Annotated in this window: 22 protein-coding genes; 14 read left to right on the top strand and 8 right to left on the bottom strand. The window is 66.8% G+C overall.

What is annotated here, in order from left to right:
• Positions 1-60 precede the first annotated feature (60 nt).
• Together ADE01S_RS06335 and ADE01S_RS06330 are read left to right on the top strand one after the other, a co-directional pair.
• On the top strand, positions 61-318 hold the full coding sequence (locus tag ADE01S_RS06335; RefSeq protein WP_062680639.1) for a hypothetical protein: 258 nt from the start codon (positions 61-63) through the stop codon (positions 316-318).
• Between the two features lie 124 nt (positions 319-442).
• Positions 443-1,033: a BPSL1445 family SYLF domain-containing lipoprotein gene (locus tag ADE01S_RS06330; protein WP_062680637.1), complete on the top strand. Its 591-nt coding sequence runs from the start codon at positions 443-445 to the stop codon at positions 1,031-1,033.
• Between the two features lie 76 nt (positions 1,034-1,109).
• Here the strand turns inward: ADE01S_RS06330 and ADE01S_RS06325 are convergent, their stop codons facing one another.
• Positions 1,110-1,343, bottom strand: coding sequence for a hypothetical protein (locus ADE01S_RS06325; protein ID WP_062680636.1), 234 nt, complete (start codon positions 1,341-1,343; stop codon positions 1,110-1,112).
• Positions 1,344-1,464: 121 nt separating this feature from the next.
• Positions 1,465-1,935, bottom strand: coding sequence for an Lrp/AsnC family transcriptional regulator (locus ADE01S_RS06320; protein WP_062680634.1), 471 nt, complete (start codon positions 1,933-1,935; stop codon positions 1,465-1,467).
• 160 nt (positions 1,936-2,095) lie between these two features.
• Between ADE01S_RS06320 and ADE01S_RS06315 the strand changes: the two genes are divergently transcribed.
• From ADE01S_RS06315 to ADE01S_RS31130, 6 genes are all read left to right on the top strand, one after another.
• Positions 2,096-3,007, top strand: a complete 912-nt coding sequence (locus tag ADE01S_RS06315) for a DMT family transporter (RefSeq protein ID WP_062680632.1) — start codon at positions 2,096-2,098, stop codon at positions 3,005-3,007.
• 150 nt (positions 3,008-3,157) lie between these two features.
• A complete protein-coding gene (locus ADE01S_RS06310; protein ID WP_062680630.1) occupies positions 3,158-3,904 on the top strand; it encodes a sulfite exporter TauE/SafE family protein in 747 nt (248 codons plus the stop codon).
• Between the two features lie 63 nt (positions 3,905-3,967).
• Complete coding sequence (locus ADE01S_RS06305) at positions 3,968-4,192, top strand: hypothetical protein (protein ID WP_062680628.1); 225 nt, start codon at positions 3,968-3,970, stop codon at positions 4,190-4,192.
• A gap of 358 nt (positions 4,193-4,550) precedes the next feature.
• Positions 4,551-4,763 carry a hypothetical protein gene (locus ADE01S_RS06300; protein ID WP_006218759.1) on the top strand — a complete coding sequence of 71 codons (213 nt, stop codon included), beginning with the start codon at positions 4,551-4,553 and terminating at the stop codon, positions 4,761-4,763.
• Between the two features lie 145 nt (positions 4,764-4,908).
• The gene (locus ADE01S_RS06295; protein ID WP_062680793.1) at positions 4,909-6,015 is read left to right on the top strand and encodes an AGE family epimerase/isomerase; all 1,107 of its coding nucleotides are present in this window, start codon (positions 4,909-4,911) and stop codon (positions 6,013-6,015) included.
• 103 nt (positions 6,016-6,118) lie between these two features.
• Complete coding sequence (locus tag ADE01S_RS31130; protein WP_042792993.1) at positions 6,119-6,334, top strand: hypothetical protein; 216 nt, start codon at positions 6,119-6,121, stop codon at positions 6,332-6,334.
• Positions 6,335-6,455: 121 nt separating this feature from the next.
• Here the strand turns inward: ADE01S_RS31130 and ADE01S_RS06290 are convergent, their stop codons facing one another.
• Positions 6,456-7,391, bottom strand: a complete 936-nt coding sequence (locus tag ADE01S_RS06290; protein WP_062680627.1) for a LysR substrate-binding domain-containing protein — start codon at positions 7,389-7,391, stop codon at positions 6,456-6,458.
• A gap of 112 nt (positions 7,392-7,503) precedes the next feature.
• On the opposite strand from ADE01S_RS06290, the gene ADE01S_RS06285 reads away from it, so the two are divergent.
• The 3 genes from ADE01S_RS06285 (at position 7,504) to ADE01S_RS06275 (ending at position 9,730) form a co-directional block, all read left to right on the top strand.
• Positions 7,504-8,493 carry a Bug family tripartite tricarboxylate transporter substrate binding protein gene (locus tag ADE01S_RS06285; protein WP_062680625.1) on the top strand — a complete coding sequence of 330 codons (990 nt, stop codon included), beginning with the start codon at positions 7,504-7,506 and terminating at the stop codon, positions 8,491-8,493.
• Between the two features lie 2 nt (positions 8,494-8,495).
• Positions 8,496-9,365, top strand: coding sequence for an N-formylglutamate amidohydrolase (locus ADE01S_RS06280; RefSeq protein WP_062680623.1), 870 nt, complete (start codon positions 8,496-8,498; stop codon positions 9,363-9,365).
• 71 nt (positions 9,366-9,436) lie between these two features.
• The gene (locus ADE01S_RS06275; RefSeq protein WP_062680621.1) at positions 9,437-9,730 is read left to right on the top strand and encodes a hypothetical protein; all 294 of its coding nucleotides are present in this window, start codon (positions 9,437-9,439) and stop codon (positions 9,728-9,730) included.
• Between the two features lie 38 nt (positions 9,731-9,768).
• Here ADE01S_RS06275 and ADE01S_RS06270 read toward each other — a convergent pair whose 3' ends face one another.
• The gene (locus ADE01S_RS06270) at positions 9,769-10,611 is read right to left on the bottom strand and encodes a LysR family transcriptional regulator (RefSeq protein WP_062680619.1); all 843 of its coding nucleotides are present in this window, start codon (positions 10,609-10,611) and stop codon (positions 9,769-9,771) included.
• A gap of 107 nt (positions 10,612-10,718) precedes the next feature.
• Between ADE01S_RS06270 and ADE01S_RS06265 the strand changes: the two genes are divergently transcribed.
• Entirely contained in the window at positions 10,719-11,702 is a 984-nt protein-coding gene (locus ADE01S_RS06265; RefSeq protein WP_062680617.1) for a bile acid:sodium symporter family protein, read from the top strand.
• Between the two features lie 43 nt (positions 11,703-11,745).
• Here the strand turns inward: ADE01S_RS06265 and ADE01S_RS06260 are convergent, their stop codons facing one another.
• The gene (locus tag ADE01S_RS06260; protein ID WP_062680615.1) at positions 11,746-12,132 is read right to left on the bottom strand and encodes a Rieske (2Fe-2S) protein; all 387 of its coding nucleotides are present in this window, start codon (positions 12,130-12,132) and stop codon (positions 11,746-11,748) included.
• Between the two features lie 52 nt (positions 12,133-12,184).
• Positions 12,185-13,990: an ABCB family ABC transporter ATP-binding protein/permease gene (locus ADE01S_RS06255; RefSeq protein WP_062680613.1), complete on the bottom strand. Its 1,806-nt coding sequence runs from the start codon at positions 13,988-13,990 to the stop codon at positions 12,185-12,187.
• A 342-nt stretch (positions 13,991-14,332) separates the two neighbouring features.
• Here ADE01S_RS06255 and ADE01S_RS06250 point away from each other — a divergent pair, with 342 nt between their 5' ends.
• Entirely contained in the window at positions 14,333-15,157 is an 825-nt protein-coding gene (locus ADE01S_RS06250; RefSeq protein ID WP_062680611.1) for an aldo/keto reductase, read from the top strand.
• A gap of 567 nt (positions 15,158-15,724) precedes the next feature.
• Here the strand turns inward: ADE01S_RS06250 and ADE01S_RS06245 are convergent.
• Together ADE01S_RS06245 and ADE01S_RS06240 are read right to left on the bottom strand one after the other, a co-directional pair.
• Positions 15,725-15,934, bottom strand: a complete 210-nt coding sequence (locus ADE01S_RS06245) for a hypothetical protein (protein ID WP_062680609.1) — start codon at positions 15,932-15,934, stop codon at positions 15,725-15,727.
• Positions 15,931-17,106 (bottom strand): PepSY-associated TM helix domain-containing protein, encoded by a 1,176-nt coding sequence (locus ADE01S_RS06240; protein ID WP_062680607.1) that lies wholly within the window; start codon positions 17,104-17,106, stop codon positions 15,931-15,933. Before ADE01S_RS06240 ends, ADE01S_RS06245 begins: the two co-directional genes overlap by 4 nt.
• 183 nt (positions 17,107-17,289) lie before the next feature.
• Here ADE01S_RS06240 and ADE01S_RS06235 point away from each other — a divergent pair, with 183 nt between their 5' ends.
• Positions 17,290-17,991 (top strand): metallophosphoesterase, encoded by a 702-nt coding sequence (locus ADE01S_RS06235; RefSeq protein ID WP_062680605.1) that lies wholly within the window; start codon positions 17,290-17,292, stop codon positions 17,989-17,991.
• Positions 17,992-18,007 lie beyond the last annotated feature (16 nt).

Raw genomic sequence — 18,007 nt, 5'->3', positions numbered from 1 at the left:
TTTGCAAGGCGATTTATTTTTGGCATATTGCGGCCGGACGAGTACATTTCGGAGAGTGGCATGAACGCGTGGCCGCGGCGTGATATCGATGGCTTCCAGGTGGAATGCCAGGTCGTCAGGCTGGGCGACGGCGTGCTCGCGATCGAAGTGGCTGTCTGCAGGACGGAAGGGCGGGAAGATGCGCCGCGACGCTGGTCGCTGCCGCGCTTCGTCACCTTCGCGGACGCGACGATCGCGTTGCGCCATGCCGAACTGGTGCTGTCGGGCATCGTCTCGGTCGACGAGTCCACGGGCGAGCCGCGCTACGGCATTTTGTAGCGGCGGGTTCGTCCAGCTGGCGGCATCGGGCGGGTTTTGTTGCGTTTGGCCACAATCATGGGTCTTGCGCTTGCGAATTTGCCCGGTACATTGGTAGCTGGTGACAACAAAAAAGGAGAGTTCCATGTTTGATACTTTTCCTGTCTTGCGTCGCGCCGCCGTGGCCGTGACGATCGGCGCGGCTGGCTTGCTGTTCGTCGGCTGCACCACCACAGGCCCGAAGTCCTCCGCGACGGCGAGCGAGAAGCGTCAATCGCTCAACAGCGCGGCGGATGCGACGCTGGGCAAACTGTACGAGGCCTCGCCCCAGTCGAAGGAGCTGGTCGCGCGCGCCAGGGGCATACTGATCTTTCCCGATGTGCTGAGCGGCAGCTTCATCGTCGGCGCGGAGCATGGCAATGGCGTGCTGCGCGTAGGCGGCGCCACCGCCGGCTACTACAGCACTACGGCGGGTTCCGTCGGCTTCCAGGCCGGCGCGCAGTCCAAGGCCATGGTGATATTGTTCATGACCGACGATGCGCTCGCCAAGTTCCGCGCCAGCAGCGGCTGGACCATCGGCGCCGACGCCACGGTTGCCGTCGTCAATGTCGGCGCTACCGGGCGCATCGACACGAACACGGCGCAGCAACCGGTCGTGGGGTTCGTGATGAACAACGGCGGCCTGATGGCGGGCGTGTCGTTGGCCGGCACCAAGATCTCCAAGCTGGATCTTTGATCGCGCCTTCCTGGCAATGCAAAACGCCGCGGATGTCCTCCGCGGCGTTTTGCATTCCGGCCCCCGGGGCCGGAGGTCAGCCGATCAGCGTATCGCCGTTGTTGCGCACCGCGCTTTCGCGCTGCATTTCGGCGGCTTCGATGTTCGGGTCCAGGCCACGCCAGCGTTTGATCCGGCCGCGATCCTGTTCGGGCTCCCAGCCCAACAGGCCGTAGCGCGTGATTTCGATTTCACCCGTGTCGAATTCCACTTCGTAGTAGCCCTGACGATCGGGTAGCGTGCCGCCAGGGAACCAGTCGGTTTCAGGCATGGTTTGCTCCTTGCTAGACGATGGGAGGGAGCGGCGCGGGCCGAGCGGCCCGCGCGGCGCTTTCATTGTGGGCTGGGCCGGACGATCCCGCAAGCGGCGCGGCGCTCGCGGTTGGCCGGCGTCAGGCCAGCGGCACCGCGGTGGTGTAGAGCACCTGCTTCAAGGCGAAGCTCGAACGGATGCTGGCCACGCCAGGGATGCGGGTGATGTGTTCGACGATGAGGCGCTCCAGGGCGTCGACGTCCGGCACCAGGGCGCGGATCAGGTAGTCGGCGTCGCCCGACATCAGATAGCACTCCATGATCTCGGGCAGGACGGCGATTTCGCGCTCGAACACGTCCAGCGCGGCCTTGCGCTGCTTGTCCAGCGATATCTGGATGAACACGTTGACCTTCAGCCCCAGCTTGCGCGCGTTGAGCAGCGTGACGCGCCGGTCGATCAGCCCCTCGGCCTCCAGGCGGCGGACGCGGGCCAGGCAGGGCGAGGCCGACAGGTTGACGCGTGCCGCCAGCTCGACGTTGGTCAGGCGCGCATCGCGCTGGAGTTCGTTCAGGATGCGGATGTCAGTGGCATCCAGGTTGATTTCCGGCATAAGTCACCTACGGATCTTCAATAAGCAGTTCGGATGTGCCGAGTATGCCGGGTATTGCAGTAAATTGAGGTGAAATATGCTGGGGTTTACCCTATAGACTATTCCTTCGTTTGGCCGGTCGGCCAAAACGCGGAATTTTCATGCGGTAAATCGAGCAGTAATGAGTCAGCAAAGCACGTTGGGCAGGTTCCTGCCATTGGTGGGCGCGGTGGCGATCTGGGGCGGCAATTGGCCCGTGATGAAACTGGGGCTGGCCCACATGAGCCCGCTCTGGCTGGCCGCCAGCCGCTTCGGATCGGCCGCGGCGATCAGCGTGCTGGTGCTGGGCCTGCTCGGGCGCCTGCGCCTGCCCACGCGCCAGGAGTTGCCGCTGGTGGCGGGCGTGGCATTGCTGCAGATGGGCGCGTTCACGGCGTTGGCGTTGTGGGCCATGCAGTACGTGGCGCCCGGACGCGCGTCCGTGATCGCGTACGCCACCTCCATCTGGGTGATCCCGTTGTCTTCGCTGGTCCTGAAGGAGCGCCTGAGCCTGGCGCAATGGCTGGCGACGGCGCTGAGCTACGCCGGCATCGCCGTCATCGTCGCGCCGGCCTTCAGCCCCTGGCAGGCGCATACCGTGATCGGATTGGCGATGCTGCTGGGCGCGTCCTTCGCGTGGGCCTGCAACATCATCCAGCTGCGCGGCAACCGCCACATCCGCCTGGGCGCGGACATGATTCCGTGGCAGACCGCCATCGCCACCGTGCCCCTGGCCGCGCTGGCCTGGCTGCGCGATGGCGCGCCGACATTCCTGGCCGTGCCGGATGCGTGGCCCGTGATTCTGTACACGGGGCCGCTGGCCACGGCGCTGACCTTCATCGTGGTGCTGGGCATGACGCAGAAGATGCCGCCGGTGGCGACCTCGATCGCGATGCTGTGCGTGCCCGTGATCGGGCTGATCGTGTCGTCGCTGGTCTTCCAAGAGCGCATTTCGGCCGACCTGGCGCTGGGCCTGGGCTTGATCGGCGCGAGCGTCGCCGCGTCCGCCGCCGCGGCGCGCTACAAGCGGCCGCTCGTGCTGCGGCCGTCGTAAGGCGCGCCGGCAGAAGGGAGCCGGCCAGTACGGGCCGGCCGCGAGCCTGCAAACGCGCAAGCCGGCATGCACGGCCGCCGTTCGGCCCCGACTGGCCCTAGAATGTCAGGCGCCGGGGAGGGCCCGGTTCATAACGGGCTTGCGGCAACAATGGATTCTTTGTATGTGCTGGTCGTGGCGGGCGCCATGACGGCGGGTTTCGTCCAAGGCCTTTCCGGCTTCGGTTTCGGCATGGTGGCCATGTCGTTCTGGGCCTGGACGGTGGATCCCAAACTGGCCGCCGCCATGACGGTGTTCGGCGCGCTGACGGGGCAACTGGTGGCCGCGTTCAGCGTGCGCCGCGGATTCTCCATGGGCCGCCTGCTGCCGTTCATCGCCGGCGGTCTGCTTGGCATTCCGCTGGGCGTGAAGCTGTTGCCGCATCTGGATCCGCTGGTGTTCAAGACCTTCATCGGCGGGCTGCTGGCGGTCTGGTGCCCGATCATGCTGTTCGCGACGCGCCTGCCGCGCATCGCCGTGGGCGGCAAGCTGGCCGACGGCGTGGTGGGCGCGATGGGCGGGATCATGGGCGGCATCGGCGGCTTTACCGGCGTGATTCCGACGCTGTGGTGCACCTTGCGCGGATTCGACCGCGACGTGCAGCGCGCGGTGATCCAGAACTTCAATCTCTCCATGCTCATGGTGACGATGGCGAGCTACGTGTTCACCGGCCTGGTCACGCGAGACATGCTGCCCCTGTTCGGCATGATCCTCCCGGCGATGCTGCTGCCGACCCTGTGGGGCACGCGCGTCTACGTCGGCATCAGCGACCTGGCGTTTCGCCGCATCGTGCTGGGCCTCCTGACCGTCTCGGGCCTGGCCCTGCTGGCTTCGTCGGTGCCGAAGCTGCTGGCCTAGCGCGCGCCTCCGGGGACGCCGCGGCGGCATGCTATCGTTAGACGGTTATAGAGAGAGTCACGCATGGCATTGCATCGTTTCGAGAAGGGCGAACTGGGTCATTGGTTGCGCGTCGTCGCCGACAACGGCGAGCCGGGCGCCGAGCAGACCGAGGTTCCCGCGCACGTCGCGACGGCGCTGGAAACCCTGCGTTGCATCGCGGCCGGCCCGGACGGGCGTTGGCTCATCACGGAAAAGGGCAAGCTTGCCCTGCGCATGGAAGAGCCGGGCGCCATCCACCTGCGATAGCGCTATCCGATCCGGCGCGTCCCCGCGGCTGTCTTCGGCCCGCGCCCCGTTTTCCATCCTGTTTTCCTGGCGGCTTGCCGCGTTTTGTTGCGTCTTGATCGTTTCAGGCACCGGATTTCGCACAATTTGCGAATGTTTTCGCAGTATGTCGCGCACTTGCGATGAATCTGCGGGGGATACGGGAATCTCCTGAGACGGAATGCGCGATTTGGTCGCTTTCAGCATATCGCGGGTCCGGCGTCGCCAGTAAGATGAACTTTGCGTGGCGTTTGCAGGTCTATTCATTTGCGTGGGAAAACTGCTCCCCGCAACGTCACGCGTGGTTCACGCGTTTAGGTAACCGACTGGGAGGTAGCACATGCAGCATCGTGACCAGGAAGTACTGATCGACGTTTCCACGGCGGCCATGGATACCGGCGGATATGGCGTTTTGCTGACGGTAACGGCCGAGGGCGGCACCGAGGTGGATGCCGCGTTTTCCCACTTGGGCAACTGCGCTTCGTTGGACGAAGCACGCGATCGCGCGGAAATCTTCGCGCAGAATTGGGTTGAGGAAAATATCTTCCGATAGGGCTTTGTTCCCTGGACGGAGTTGATCCGCAGGACCGGTCTGTGTGTGCATGAAGCTTCGGAGAATGCTCGGTTTGCGACGAAGATTTCGGTTATCGTTGCTGCTCCAAAACCTGGGGCCCCGACTGGGCATGCGCCGTTCCAAGATGACTGCCGCACAGACCTCTTCCACTCTCGCGGCGCACGTCCGCGCACTGCGCCAGCACTTCGATTCGGTCGTCCTGCCCTTGTGGCTGGGGCCGGGATTCAACACCGCGACGGGCCTGCCTTTCGAATCGCTGGATTCGGCCTCGGGCCTCGCGCTGCCGGCCACGCGCTACCGCGCCATGGCCTGTGCCCGCCAACTGTACGTTTTTTCCGAGGCGCCGGGCGATGCCGCAGGCAAGCACGCGGACACGCTTTTCGACTCGCTGGTTCGCGTGTTCCGCGACGACAGGCATGGCGGCTGGCGCTATAGCGTCGACGCCGAAACGCGTCCCCTCGACGAAACCCAGGATCTGTACACCCACGCGTTCATCGTCTTGGCTTGCGCGGCCTATTTCCGCCGCAGCCGCAATGCCGGCGCGCGCAAACTCATGCTGGCCACCGCGTCGACCATCGAGGCGCGCTTCAAGACCACCGACTCGCTGTACCACGCCGCGCTGAGCCCGGACCTGGGCCAGGCCCTGCGCCCGCCGGCGCAGAATCCCATGATGCACCTGACCGAAGCGTATCTGGCGGCCGCGCAGGTGGCCGAGCCGGCGCTGTTCGCGCAGCACCTGCGCAGCCTGGCGCAAGGCATCAGCCACCGCTTCGTCCATCCGCCGACGCAATGCATCTCCGAAGAGCGGCAGGGCACGGCCGGCAACCGACTGGAACCGGGGCACCAGTTCGAATGGCTGTCGCTGGTGCACGAGGCGGCGCCGGTGTTCGAAGGGCTGGACCTGGCGGAATCGCTACCGCGGGCCGTGCAGTGGTCGCGCCGCCACGGGGTGGACGCGGGCGGCGTGGTGGCGTCCCTGAACGAATCGGGCGCCGTGATCGACGACACCCGGCGCATCTGGGCGCAGACCGAATACCTGCGGGTGCTAGCGGTGCTGGGCGACCTGCCGGCGCTGGAGGCCGGGCTGGGCGTTTTCAGGGAGCGTTTCCTGCATCCCGGCGGCTGGTACGAATGCCTGGACGCGGGCGGCGCGGTGCAGCGGACGGACATGCCGTCGACCTCGCCGTACCACCTCCTGACCTGCCTTGCCGCCTTGCCGGGCGTTGTTTAATTGTGGCGTTAACAATTTTTTGCGGCGTTATAGACATAAATTGATAGAAAAGCATTGGTGAAATCCCTTACAATTTAGTAACTATGTTTGTGGGGAAGCATCAATGAGCGTTATGTGCTTGGCTTGCCAACGCATTAACCCGGGGCTTGCCGGCGTCGCGCCGCATGCTCATCTCGGACATCAAGGATTCACCAACCCGACGCAGAAAGGCCGGGAAGAAAGTCGTGAAGACCATTTCCGCTGCTTGAATTGCGGCGCTAAATGGCTGCGCGAAACCGACAAGTGGGGCGTCGACCTGGGATTCAAGCTCGCGCCTTGACCCTCGCGTCCCACCCTGCAGACGGGCTCCGAAAGGAGCCCGTTTTCGTTTCATCTGGAAGCAATTTCGGAGCGGGCCGGGATACCGGGTGTTTCCAGCCTGCCGGCGCCGGGCGCCGAGTTCAGGCGGCGGACCCGGCGGCCAGCACGTCCGGGTCCCGGCCAGCGACGTCCAGCAGCCACAGGCGGAAACAGGCCAGCGCGTAATGGTCGCGTCGCTGGGCCGGGGCGCAGAGGTGGTAGCCGCGGGCGATGCGGATGGGCAGGTCGGGAAACGGCGCGGCGACCCGTCCGGCGAGCAGATCGTCGCGGACCAGGCAGCGCTGCAGCACGGCGATGCCCATGTCGGCCATGACGGCGCGCACCAGGATGGACACCTGGTCGAAGCCGTTGGCCAGCTTGACCGACTCCCGCGGCACGCCGGCCGCGGCGAACCATTGCGCCCAGTTGTCCCTGCCGTTCGAGTGGTAGAGCAGCGCTTCGCCCAGCAGGCCGGCGGGGGTGCTCCAGAGGCCTTGCGCCCGACGCGCCGCCAGCCGCCCGGGGTGGCAGATCACGACCATTTCGCGTCCGATCACGTAGTCCGCCTGCCAGCCGGGCCATTGTTCCGGCGTGCCGGACAGGATGCTGGCGTCGGGCGTGGCGCCGGAGAAGTCTTCGTTGCGGCGGTAGGCGGCGAAGCTGAGCTGGATATCCGGGTGGCGCTGGTGGAAATCCGGCAGGCGGGGCACCAGCCAGGCGCTGGCCAGCGTGGGGACGGTGGACAGCGTGAGGCGCAGCCGGCGGTCGTCGGCGCGCAGTTCGGCGCTCAGCGTCTCGATCGCCAGCAAGGGCGCCTGGGCGCCCTCATAGAGCCGACGGCCGGTGTCGGTGAGGGTCAGGCCATGGGCGTTGCGATGCATCAGGGGCTGGCCGAAGTGCGCTTCCAGCCGGGAGATGGCTCGGCTGACCGCGCCCTGGGTCACGCACAAGGTTTCGGCCGCCTGCGTGAAGCTGCCCAGGCGCGCCGCGGTCATGAAGGCATGCAGTTCGGACATGGACGGCGACTGCAGGCGCATCTAGCATGACCTTTGGTAATGAAAGAGTGCAATATAGTCGTTTGAAAGGGGACCGTAAAGTTTGGACACTGGCGACCTTGTCGATAGACCTTCCTCCTTCGGAGCCATCCCCATGTCCCGCCGTTTCTTCGGCCGGTCCGCGCGCTTCGCGCTCGCCGGCTTGTTCGCCACCCTGACTTTCGCCGGCGTCGCCCAGGCCGCCGACTATCCCGCCCGTCCGATCAAGCTGGTGGTGCCGTTCGCCGCCGGCGGATCGACCGACATCGTGGCCCGCCTGGTGGCCGAGTACGCGGGCCGCGACCTGAAGCAGACCATCGTGGTCGAGAACAAGGCCGGCGCGGGCGGTTCGCTGGGCATGGAGCAGGTGGCGCGCTCGACGCCGGACGGCTACACCATCGGCATGGCCACGATGAGCACGCACGGTTCGAACCCGGCGGTGTTCCGCAAGATGAACTACGACCCGGTCAAGGACTTCGTGCCGGTGGCCAACGTGGTGGCGGTGCCCAGCATCTTCGCGATCAACCCGAACGTCCCGGCCAAGAACATGGCCGAATTCGTGGCGCTGGCCAAGGGCCAGCCCGAACGCTACAGCTTCGCGTCGCCGGGCGTGGGCTCGCTGGGCCACGTGAACATCGAGAATTTCATGATGCTCTCCGGCATCAAGCTGCTGCACGTGCCGTACCGCGGCGCGGGCCCGGCCTTGAACGACGTGATGGGCGGGCAGGTGGACGCGATCACCGACAACCTGTCCTCGACGCTGCCGCAGGTGCAGGGCGGCAAGTTGCGGCCGCTGGCCGTGCTGGGCGCCGAGCGCTCGCCGCTGCTGCCCGACGTGCCGACCTACATCGAGCTGGGCTACCCCGACATGGGCACGGGCGGCTGGTTCGGCCTGGTCGCGCCCGCCGGCACGCCGCAAGCCGTGGTCGACCGCCTGAACCAGGCCGTCCGGGCCGCGCAGCAGGATCCGGAATTCCGCAAGAAGGCCGAGGACGTAGGTGGTACGCTGGTGCCCACCACGCCCCAGGAATTCCAGGCGCAGATCGAGCAGGCCCTGGCCCGCTACGCCAAAGTGGCCAAGACCGCGAACATTCAGGCTGATTGACGATGACCCACGCCGACTTCGACGCAGTTTCCGTGCATGAACCGGCAGGCCCGGCATTGCCGCTGGTCTGCGATTCGCCGCATAGCGGCGAGCGCTATCCCGGGGATTTCGGGGCCGCGGCCAGCCTGGCGCAGTTGCGCCAGGGCGAGGACACGCACGTGGACGCGTTGTGGTCGGCGGCGCCCGGGCTGGGCGCGACGCTGATCGCCGCCAACTTCCCGCGCGTCTACATCGATCCCAACCGCACGCTGCGCGACCTGGATCCGGAACTGCTGGCGGAACCCTGGCCCGAAGCCCTGGATCCGGGCGAAAAGACCCGCCTGGGCAAGGGCCTGATCTGGCGCCGCATGGACAAGGCGACGCCGATCTACGACCGCAAGCTGACGCTGGCGGAAGTGCGGCACCGCATCGAGGCCTATTACGAGCCCTACCATGCGGCCCTGTCGCGGGCCATCCAGCAGGTGACCCAGCGCTTCGGCGCGGTCTGGCATCTCAACCTGCACTCCATGCCCAACGACGCCTATGAGCGCCTGGGCCGCGAGAGCGAGCATCCGCTGGCCGACTTCGTGCTGGGCGACCGCGACGGCCAGACCTGCGAGCCGGAATTCATCGCGCTCATCGAAGCGGCGCTGCGCGACAAGGGCTATACGGTGGCGCGCAACGATCCGTACAAGGGCGTGCAACTGATCGCCCAGATCGGCCAGCCCGCCTTGAACCGGCACAGCCTGCAGGTGGAGATCCGCCGCCCGCTGTACATGGACGAGGCCACGCGTGAGCGCAATGCCGGTTTCGAGCCGCTGCGGGCCGACCTGTCGGACGTGCTGGCCCAGGTGGCGGCCTACGTGCGGGTGCGCCAGGCCGCGCTGGCTTAAGTTTCCTGGCGGCGGGCCGTAGTCGGTAACAGGAGCCGCGCCGCGTTCGGCAGCGGCCATACGGAGCCGCCATGGCTGAGAAGATCATCAACGGGTTCTCGGTGGTCGCGTATGCGACGCAACCCGAGGGCCGCACGCCGCCGCGCGCGTTCCTGGAAACGCGCCGGCTGGGTAGCAAGCCCGACGCGGAGCCCCGCGAAGAAGACGGCCGGGACGACGATCCGGCGTCCGGCAATCAGGCATTCGAAATCTTCGCGAGCCGCCGTTTCCGCAGTACCGTCGAAGCCATGTCGGCCGCGCGCAATGCGCTGGACCGCGTCGGCGCCGTGGACGCCGACGGCGTCCCCGACCATCTGCCCGAATAAGGCAGGGGCTGCCCGCCGGGGCGGCCGGAAAAATCCGTTCAGGTCAGCGTGCTGCGCATCAGGATGTCGATCAGCGCGCGGGTGGGCCGATTGGGAGCGGGCGCGGAAATCACGATGAATTCCACTTGCGGCAGCGCCGGCAACTGCGCCGCGCCGGTGGGCGCGGCCAGCCCCAAGGTGGCCAGGTGCGAGGGTTGCACGGTGATGCCCAGGCCCGCGCGCGCGGCCGCCTGGCAGCCGGCGTAGCTGGTGCTCGTGCACACGATCTGCCAACTGCGCCCGGCGCGCGCCAGCGCGTCGAGCGCGAGCGCGCGCGTGACGCTGGGTTCGCGCAGCAGGATCAGTGGAAGCGGCAGGTCGGGCGCCACGCGCAACCCCTCCTTGGCCTGCCACAGCAGGGCCTCCTTGTGCAGGGTCTGGCCGCGGCGGTCGCCGCGGCGCCGCTTGCCGATCATGACGTCCAGCGCGTTGTCGTCCAGCAGCTTGTAGAGCTCGCTGGTGACGCCGATGGTCAGGTCCAGCTCCACTTCGGGATGCGCCAGCCGGAACGCGGCCAGCACGTCGGGCAGCGGCCCCATCGCCAGGTCGTCGGAGGTGCCCAGCCGCACCCGGCCGCGCAGGCGCGGCGCGTCGAACAGGCGTTCGGCGCGTTCATGCGCATCCAGGATGATCTCGGCGTGCACCAGCAGGCTGCGGCCGTCGCTGGTGAGCGCGAGCGAATGGGTGTCGCGCAGGAACAGGCGCCGGTTCAGCGCCTGTTCGAGCTGGCGGATGTGTTCGCTGACGGTCGGCTGCGTCAGGCCCAGCCGCCGCGCGGCTTCGGTAAAGCTGGGAGCCGCCGCCGCGGCGGCGAAGGTCTTGAGCCACAGGGGATTGAGCATGGCGCGCCGTCATAGGATATTCCGATGACAGTTAAAGTACCCAGTGGGCTTCACGATGACAAGAGGCGCGCCTATAGTTTTCCGCAAGTCCCACGGAAATCCTTGCCATGCGCCGCTTTCTTCCCGACCAGTTCACGCTGATCCTGATCGCCACCGTCGTCTTCGCCAGCTTCTTCCCCGCCGTGGGCAAGGGGGCATCGTTCATGATGGTGGCCAGCAACGTGGCGATTTCGCTGCTGTTCTTTCTGCACGGCGCGCGGCTGTCGACCGACGCCATCGTGGCGGGCGTGAAAGACCTGCGCCTGCACGCGCTGATCCTGGCCTGCACCTTCCTGCTGTTTCCCGCGCTGGGGCTGGGCCTGCGGGCCTTGTTCCCGGGGCTGCTGACGCCGGCGCTGTGGTTGGGCGTGCTGTTCGTGTGCACGCTGTCGTCCACGGTGCAGTCCTCCATCGCGCTGACCTCGATGGCGCGCGGCAACATCCCGGGCGCGATCTGCGCGGCCACCGCATCGAACCTGCTGGGCACGGTGCTGACGCCGCTGCTGGTGGCCGTGCTGCTACATCGCCAGGGCGGCGGCCACGGCCTGGCCGACGCCGGCCGCATCCTGCTCCAGCTGCTGGTGCCGTTCGCGGCGGGCAGCTTGTTGCGGCCCTGGATCGGCGCCTGGGCCCAGCGCAACAGCCGCGCGTTGGCCAAGGTGGACCGTAGCTCCATTCTGCTGGCGGTCTACACCGCGTTCAGCGAGGCCGTGGCGCAAGGCATCTGGCACGCGTTTCCGGCGATCGACATGGCTTCCATGGTGCTGGTGAACGCCTTGCTGCTGGGGGCGGCGCTGGTGATCACGACCTGGGTGGCCCGCAGGTTGGGGCTGTCCAAGGAGAATGAGATCACGCTGGTCTTCTGCGGCTCGAAGAAATCGCTGGCGTCAGGCATTCCGCTGGCTACCGTCCTGTTCGGTACCTCGCAGATGGGAATCGTGGTGCTACCGCTGATGATTTTCCACCAGATGCAGCTGATGGTCTGCGCGGTGCTGGCCCGCCGCTACGCGGAGCGCGAGCCGCCCGCGTCGGTCGCCGCGGCGGGGGCCTGAGCGCGGTCGGCCGGCGGGCGGGCCCGGGGCGCCGGCCCGGTCTTCAGGCCGCGTCTTCCAGCGGGCGGATCTTGCCGGCCGGCTGCCAGTAGACGCCATCCTCGCGCTCTTGGACCGACAGCGCGGTCAGGCGGCCGTTCTTGCAGGGGCCGCCCACGCACAGGCCGGTGTCCGGCTGGTAGGTGGCGCCGTGGCGCGCGCACATGAGCAGGTCGCCGGCCCGCGTGAAGAAGCTGCCTTCCCAATCCAGTTCCACGCCGACGTGGGCGCAGCGGTTCAGGTAGCCGTGCACGCGGTCCTGGTAGCGCACGAAGAACGCCGTGGTGCGCCCCGCGCCGTCGGCGACGGGGACCTTGACGCCCAGGCCGCCATTGACGAGATCGGTGGCGGCGCAGACGCGGACTTCGGGGGCGGTGGAGGTGTCCTGCATGGGAGGCCTGGAAAGCAAAGGGTGCGATAGTCGGACAAAGGGGGCGGGCTTGTCAATCCGCCGGGGCGGCCTGGGCGCGTTCCTGCTGGCGCGCCCACATGCCGGCGTAGGTGCCGTTTTGCGCCAGCAGCTCCTGGTGGCGGCCGCGTTCGATGATGCGGCCTTCGGCCAGCACGATGATCTCGTCAGCGTCGGCCACGGTGGACAGGCGGTGCGCGATGATCAGGGTGCTGCGTCCCTGGCTGACTTCCCGCAGGTTGGCCTGAATCTCGCGCTCGGTATGGGTGTCCAGGGCGCTGGTGGCCTCGTCGAACAGGAAGATCGCGGGGTTCTTGAGCAGGGTGCGGGCGATCGCCACGCGCTGCTTTTCGCCGCCGGACAGCTTCAGGCCGCGTTCTCCCACCATGGTCTCGTAGCCGTCGGGCATGGCCATGATCAGATCGTGGATGTGCGCCAGGCGGGCGGCTGCCTCGATCTCCTCGTCGCCCGCTCCCGGACGACCGTAGCCGATGTTGTAGCGGATGGTGTCGTTGAACAGCACGGTGTCCTGGGGCACCACGCCGATCGCGGCCCGCAGGCTGGACTGCGTGACCTCGCGCACGTCCTGGCCGTCGACGAGGATGGCGCCGCCGTCGGCGTCGTAGAAGCGGAACAGCAGGCGCGCGATGGTGGATTTTCCGGCGCCCGAGGTGCCCACGACGGCCACGGTCTTGCCCGCGGGGATGGTGAAGCTCACGCCCTTGAGGATGGGCCGGCGAGCGTCGTAGCCGAAGCGCACGTCGCGGAATTCCACCTCGCCGCCGGTCACGCGCAGGGGCTGGGCCTGCGGACGATCGGCCACTTCGCGGTCCTGGCCCAGCAGTTCGAACATGCGTTCCATGTCCACCATGGCCTGCTTGATCTCGCGATAGATGAAGCCGAAGAAGCTCAGCGGGGAGTACAGCTGCAGCAGGTAGGTGTTGACCAGGACGAAATCGCCCAGCGTGTAGCGGCCGTCGGCGATGCCGGTGGCGGCCATCCACATGACCAGGGTCAGCCCGGCCGAGATGATGGCGGCCTGGCCGACGTTGAGGATGGACAGGCTGACCTGGCTGCGCACGGCGGCGCGCTCGTACCGGGTCAGCGAGGCATCGTAGCGGCGGGCCTCGTGTTCCTCGTTGCCGAAATACTTGACGGTCTCGTAGTTGAGCAGGCTTTCGATGGCCTTGGTGTTGGCCTCCGAGTCGGTCTCGTTCATCTGGCGCCGGAACTTGGTGCGCCATTCGGTGACCGCGAGCGTGTAGCCCATGTACAGGATGACGGTCGCGCCGGTGGCCAGCGCCAGCCAGGCGTCGAACATCTTCCACAGCACGATGCAGACCAGCCCGATTTCGAAGAAGGTCGGCAGGATGTTGAAGAGCAGGAACGACAGCAGCGTCTGGATGCCTTTGGTGCCGCGTTCGATGGCGCGGTTCAGCCCCCCGGTCTGGCGCGCCAGGTGAAAGCGCAGGGCCAGCCCGTGCAGGTGGCGGAAGATCTGCAGCCCGACCGCGCGGATCGCATGCTGGCCGACCCGCGCGAAGAGGGCGTCGCGCAGTTCGGAAAACAGCAGGGAGAACACGCGGGCGGTGCCGTAGGCCAGGATCAGGCCCAGGGGCACCGTGACGGTGCCCGGCGCGCCCTTGCCCAGTTCGTCCACTGCCTGCTTGTACAGCAGGGGGACGTAAACCGTGGCCGCCTTGGCGGCGAACAGGCACAGCAGCGCGGCGACCACGCGGACCTTCAGCCCCGTCCTGCCCGGCGGCCAGAGATAGGGAAAGAGGGTACGCAGCGTGTGGAAATTGCCGCGGTTCTTGGGCTGCGTTTCAGCAGGAGTCATGAGGCGTGGAGGTTCCTTTTAGTGTTAACAGGCCCTAGGTTGCGCAGGGCTGGCCACGGGGCGGCGGGCCGGGTGAACGGCATTATCGGACAGGCGCGGCATTCCTGCCCGCCGCGGGGCTGGCCAGGGCGGGAACGGGCATGGGGGTATTATCGGGATCATGGCCCCGGGAATGGGAAGCCTTTCCCGGGGGCCTCCAATCCGATGTCGCGACACGGGCGCAGCCTGGCGGGCCCGCTTTTTTACTGTTCCAACCAAGGATAGAGTCCGGCTGCCCCTTGGTTGCGCGATCTGGCGCGTATTCGCCGCGCAAGCGTCGCGTTGCAAGCTACGGAGGGTCTTATGGCGAAGGTACCCGCAATGAAATTGAACGACGGCGGCAAGATTCCGCAGCTGGGCCTGGGCGTGTGGCAGGTGCCGGACGAGCAGGCGGCCGCCAGCGTAAAAGAGGCGTTGGCGGCAGGCTACCGTTCGGTGGACACCGCGGCCATCTACGGGAACGAGGCCGGCGTGGGCGCGGGACTGCGCGCTTCCGGCGTGGCGCGCAAGGATCTGTACATCACCACCAAGCTCTGGAACGACCGGCACGGCTACGACGACGCCCACAAGGCGATGGACGAAAGCCTCGGGAAGCTGGGCCTGGCATACGTGGACCTGTATCTGATCCATTGGCCGGTGGCGGGCAGCGAGCAGTTCCTGGAAGCGTGGCGCGCCATGATCGAAATGAAGGAAGACGGCCGGGCGCGCTCGATCGGGGTGTCCAATTTCACGCAGGCCAACCTGGAGCGGCTGATCGACGCGTCCGGCGTCACGCCGGCGGTGAACCAGATCGAACTGCATCCGGGCTTCACCCAGCGCGGTCTGCGGGCCTTCCATGCCCGGCACGGCATCGCGACGGAATCGTGGAGCCCGCTGGCGCAGGGGGGCGTGGCCAAGGACAAGACCATCGCGGAAATCGCGCAGAAATACGGCAAGTCGCCCGCCCAGGTGACGCTGCGCTGGCATTTGCAGAGCGATCTGATCGTGATTCCGAAATCGGTCACGCCGGCCCGCATCCGCGAAAACATCGACGTCTTCGACTTCGAGCTGTCGCCGGCGGACATGGCCGCCATCGACGGGATCCCGCAGGGCAAGCGCCTGGGGCCAGACCCGGAAACGTTTTCGTAGGATGGGTAGAGCGCGAGAATTCCGGCAGAAGAACGCCATTGCCGAGCGCGCGAAACCCATGCTGCCGCAATCGCTTGTTTTCCGGCGGATGCGAGGCACAATCGGCTCATGGCCGCATGGGTTTCGCGCGCTGGGCAGCCGTGTTCTGGCTTAAGAACTCTCGCGCTGCACCCATCCTACTGGCTGGCGCCGGACCCGGAAACGTTTGTAGGATGGGTGGAGCGCGAGATTTTCGGCCCAAGAAAGCAATCGCCCAGCGCGCGCAACCCATGCTGCCGCAATCGCTTGTTTTCCGGCCGATGCGAGGCACAATCGGCTCATGGCCGCATGGGTTTCGCGCGCTGGGCAGCCGTGTTCTGGCTTAAGAACTCTCGCGCTGCACCCATCCTACTGGCTGGCGCCGGACCCGGAAACGTTTGTAGGATGGGTGGAGCGCGAGATTTTCGGCAGAAGAACGCCATTGCCCAGCGCGCGCAACCCATGCTGCCGCAATCGATTGTTTTCCGGCCGATGCCAAGCACCGTCTGCCCATGGCCGCATGGGTTTCGCGCGCTGGGCAGCCGTGTTCTAGCTTAAGAACTCTCGCGCTCCACCCATCCTACGCGGGAATGCCCAGTAGCGCACGATCACTGCCAGCAGGAGGGCCAGGGCGGCCCAGGACGCCCAGTGCCAGCCGCCCGTGCCGAGCAGGGCGGCCATCAGGCCGAACACGCTGAGCACGCCCAGCACGATCGGCCAGCCCCATACGAACAGGAAACCTCGGGTCGATTTGGTCATGCGGGCGTCCTGTCGGGGAGGGCGGCGGCCTGGTGTTTGCGCACGAGCTCGGCGATGCGCGCCTCGGTGGCGCGGCGGCGCGCCAGCCAGAGATAGAGGCCGCTGACCAGGACGATGATGGTGATGACGTCCAGCAGCGCCCAGATGATCTTCAAAGGCATGCCGGCGTAGTCGCCGAAGTGCAGCGGACGCGAGAGTTCCAGCGCGGTCAGGTACCAGGGCATGCGCGCCACGGTCGTCAGTTCGCCGGTCTTGCCGTCCACCAGGACGGGCGTGTTCAGGCGCGAGGTCAGCGGCGAGTCGCCGCGCATCCAGGCGATGTAGTGGTGGGGGCTGCCGAAGGCGTTGCCCGGGAAGGAGATGAAAGAGACTTCGCTGTCGGGCATGGCCTTGCGGGCCGTGTCGGCGGCGAGCTGGGCCGAGGCCAGTTCGGTGGGCACGCCCGCGCCCTTGTAGGGCTCCAGGATGCGCACCAGCTCGGTGGACTGCCACAGGCGGAAGAGCGGCGTGGACAGTTCGTTGATCACGCCCGTGACGCCCACCACGAAGGCCCACACCAGGGTCACGATGCCCAGCAGATTGTGCAGGTCCAGCCACTTCAGGCGGGTGGAGCGGCTGGCGCGCACCGTGCCGAATTCCAGCTTCTTCATGAAGGGGCCGTAGAGCACGACGCCGGAGACGATGGCCACGCAGAACAGCAGGCCCATGAAGCCCAGGAACAATTCGCCCGGCAGGCCGGCGAACAGATCCACGTGCAGGGCCAGCATGATGCCCATGAAGGAGAAGCGGTCCTGGGTGTAGGGCGGGCCGTCCAGCAGCACGTCGCCGGTGCGGCCGTCCATGCGCACGGCATGGCCGGACGCCTGGCCGTCGCCGGGCTTTTTCGCCATGCCCACGTAGACCTGGGGCTCGTCGGGATCGAAGTACAGGTAATCGACGACTTCGCCCGGATACATGGCGAGGGCGGTGCCGACCAGCTTGTCGAGGTGGGCGGGCGGGGTCGAGGCGGGCACGTCCGACAACGGTTTGCCGTCGTCCAGCCAGTGTTCGATCTCATGATGGAACACCAAGGGCAACCCGGTCAGACAGATGATGAGCAGGAAGATCGTGCAGACCAGGCTGGTCCATTTATGGACGAGATACCAGGTTTTGATGGTGGACGCGGCTGTCATGGAGCGGGCAGGGGCGATTCACGCGGCCCTTTAAGCCGCGAGTAGGGAAAGTTGGAACATTATCACGAATAATATCGATTCTCGTCACGTAATTTTTCCGGGGGAAATCGGATGGTCATGGGGACGGATCGAAAGCGGGTTAAAAAGAAGTATCGAGCATAGACACGGTGGTAGTTCCGCATCATGGAGCAGCGTTTTCTCAAAGTTCCGCGCAACGAGCATGGCCGCGATTTCGCGGTGGGCGACTTGCACGGCCATTTTTCCCGCCTGGAGGACAGCCTGGGCCAGTTGGGCTTCGAGCCCTCCCGGGATCGCCTGTTCTCGGTAGGCGACCTGGTGGACCGCGGCCCCGAGAGCGAGGCCGCGCTGGATTGGCTGGCCCGCCCCTGGTTTTATGCGGTGCAGGGCAACCACGAGGACTACGCGATCCGCCACGTGCGCACGGGGCGGGTGGACGTGGAGAACTGGCGCGGCTACGGCGGCGGCTGGTTCCTGGACCTGCCGCCGGAGCGGCAGCAAGTCTACGCCGAGGCGTTCGCCCGGTTGCCCATCGCCATCGAGGTCGAGACCTCGGCCGGCGCCGTGGGCCTCTTGCATGCGGATTGCCCGGTGCTGTTCTGGCCGCGGCTGGAATCCGCGCTGCAGGACCGCTACAGTCGCACCAGCGCGGCCTGCCAGTGGTCGCGGGAGCGCCTGCGGCAGATGGACAGGACCGGCATCCAGGGCGTGCGGGCGGTGGTGGCGGGCCATACCCCGGTGGCCGCGCCGCTGGTGCTGGGCAACGTGTACCACATCGACACCGAGGGCTGGCAGTCGGGCTACTTCACCTTCCTGGAGCTGGAATCGCTGCAGGCCTGGCCGCGAGAGGTCGTGACCGAAGCCTGAGGGAGCCCGCCTGCGC

Source organism: Achromobacter denitrificans NBRC 15125, from assembly GCF_001571365.1.
GTDB classification, from domain to species: domain Bacteria; phylum Pseudomonadota; class Gammaproteobacteria; order Burkholderiales; family Burkholderiaceae_B; genus Achromobacter; species Achromobacter denitrificans.
Note: the sequence above shows the minus strand (reverse complement) of the source record. Positions and strands in the feature narration are given on the sequence as shown.

Coding starts and splice junctions, on each gene's coding strand:
- ADE01S_RS06255 (WP_062680613.1), bottom strand. CDS start 13,990: ATGACTCCTGCTGAAACGCAGCCCAAGAACCGCGGCAATTTCCACACG.
- ADE01S_RS06300 (WP_006218759.1), top strand. CDS start 4,551: ATGCAGCATCGTGACCAGGAAGTACTGATCGACGTTTCCACGGCGGCC.
- ADE01S_RS06310 (WP_062680630.1), top strand. CDS start 3,158: ATGGATTCTTTGTATGTGCTGGTCGTGGCGGGCGCCATGACGGCGGGT.
- ADE01S_RS06320 (WP_062680634.1), bottom strand. CDS start 1,935: ATGCCGGAAATCAACCTGGATGCCACTGACATCCGCATCCTGAACGAA.
- ADE01S_RS06245 (WP_062680609.1), bottom strand. CDS start 15,934: ATGACCAAATCGACCCGAGGTTTCCTGTTCGTATGGGGCTGGCCGATC.
- ADE01S_RS06315 (WP_062680632.1), top strand. CDS start 2,096: ATGAGTCAGCAAAGCACGTTGGGCAGGTTCCTGCCATTGGTGGGCGCG.
- ADE01S_RS06325 (WP_062680636.1), bottom strand. CDS start 1,343: ATGCCTGAAACCGACTGGTTCCCTGGCGGCACGCTACCCGATCGTCAG.
- ADE01S_RS06305 (WP_062680628.1), top strand. CDS start 3,968: ATGGCATTGCATCGTTTCGAGAAGGGCGAACTGGGTCATTGGTTGCGC.
- ADE01S_RS06240 (WP_062680607.1), bottom strand. CDS start 17,106: ATGACAGCCGCGTCCACCATCAAAACCTGGTATCTCGTCCATAAATGG.
- ADE01S_RS31130 (WP_042792993.1), top strand. CDS start 6,119: ATGAGCGTTATGTGCTTGGCTTGCCAACGCATTAACCCGGGGCTTGCC.
- ADE01S_RS06270 (WP_062680619.1), bottom strand. CDS start 10,611: ATGCTCAATCCCCTGTGGCTCAAGACCTTCGCCGCCGCGGCGGCGGCT.
- ADE01S_RS06235 (WP_062680605.1), top strand. CDS start 17,290: ATGGAGCAGCGTTTTCTCAAAGTTCCGCGCAACGAGCATGGCCGCGAT.
- ADE01S_RS06335 (WP_062680639.1), top strand. CDS start 61: ATGAACGCGTGGCCGCGGCGTGATATCGATGGCTTCCAGGTGGAATGC.
- ADE01S_RS06280 (WP_062680623.1), top strand. CDS start 8,496: ATGACCCACGCCGACTTCGACGCAGTTTCCGTGCATGAACCGGCAGGC.
- ADE01S_RS06260 (WP_062680615.1), bottom strand. CDS start 12,132: ATGCAGGACACCTCCACCGCCCCCGAAGTCCGCGTCTGCGCCGCCACC.
- ADE01S_RS06250 (WP_062680611.1), top strand. CDS start 14,333: ATGGCGAAGGTACCCGCAATGAAATTGAACGACGGCGGCAAGATTCCG.
- ADE01S_RS06330 (WP_062680637.1), top strand. CDS start 443: ATGTTTGATACTTTTCCTGTCTTGCGTCGCGCCGCCGTGGCCGTGACG.
- ADE01S_RS06275 (WP_062680621.1), top strand. CDS start 9,437: ATGGCTGAGAAGATCATCAACGGGTTCTCGGTGGTCGCGTATGCGACG.
- ADE01S_RS06295 (WP_062680793.1), top strand. CDS start 4,909: ATGACTGCCGCACAGACCTCTTCCACTCTCGCGGCGCACGTCCGCGCA.
- ADE01S_RS06285 (WP_062680625.1), top strand. CDS start 7,504: ATGTCCCGCCGTTTCTTCGGCCGGTCCGCGCGCTTCGCGCTCGCCGGC.
- ADE01S_RS06290 (WP_062680627.1), bottom strand. CDS start 7,391: ATGCGCCTGCAGTCGCCGTCCATGTCCGAACTGCATGCCTTCATGACC.
- ADE01S_RS06265 (WP_062680617.1), top strand. CDS start 10,719: ATGCGCCGCTTTCTTCCCGACCAGTTCACGCTGATCCTGATCGCCACC.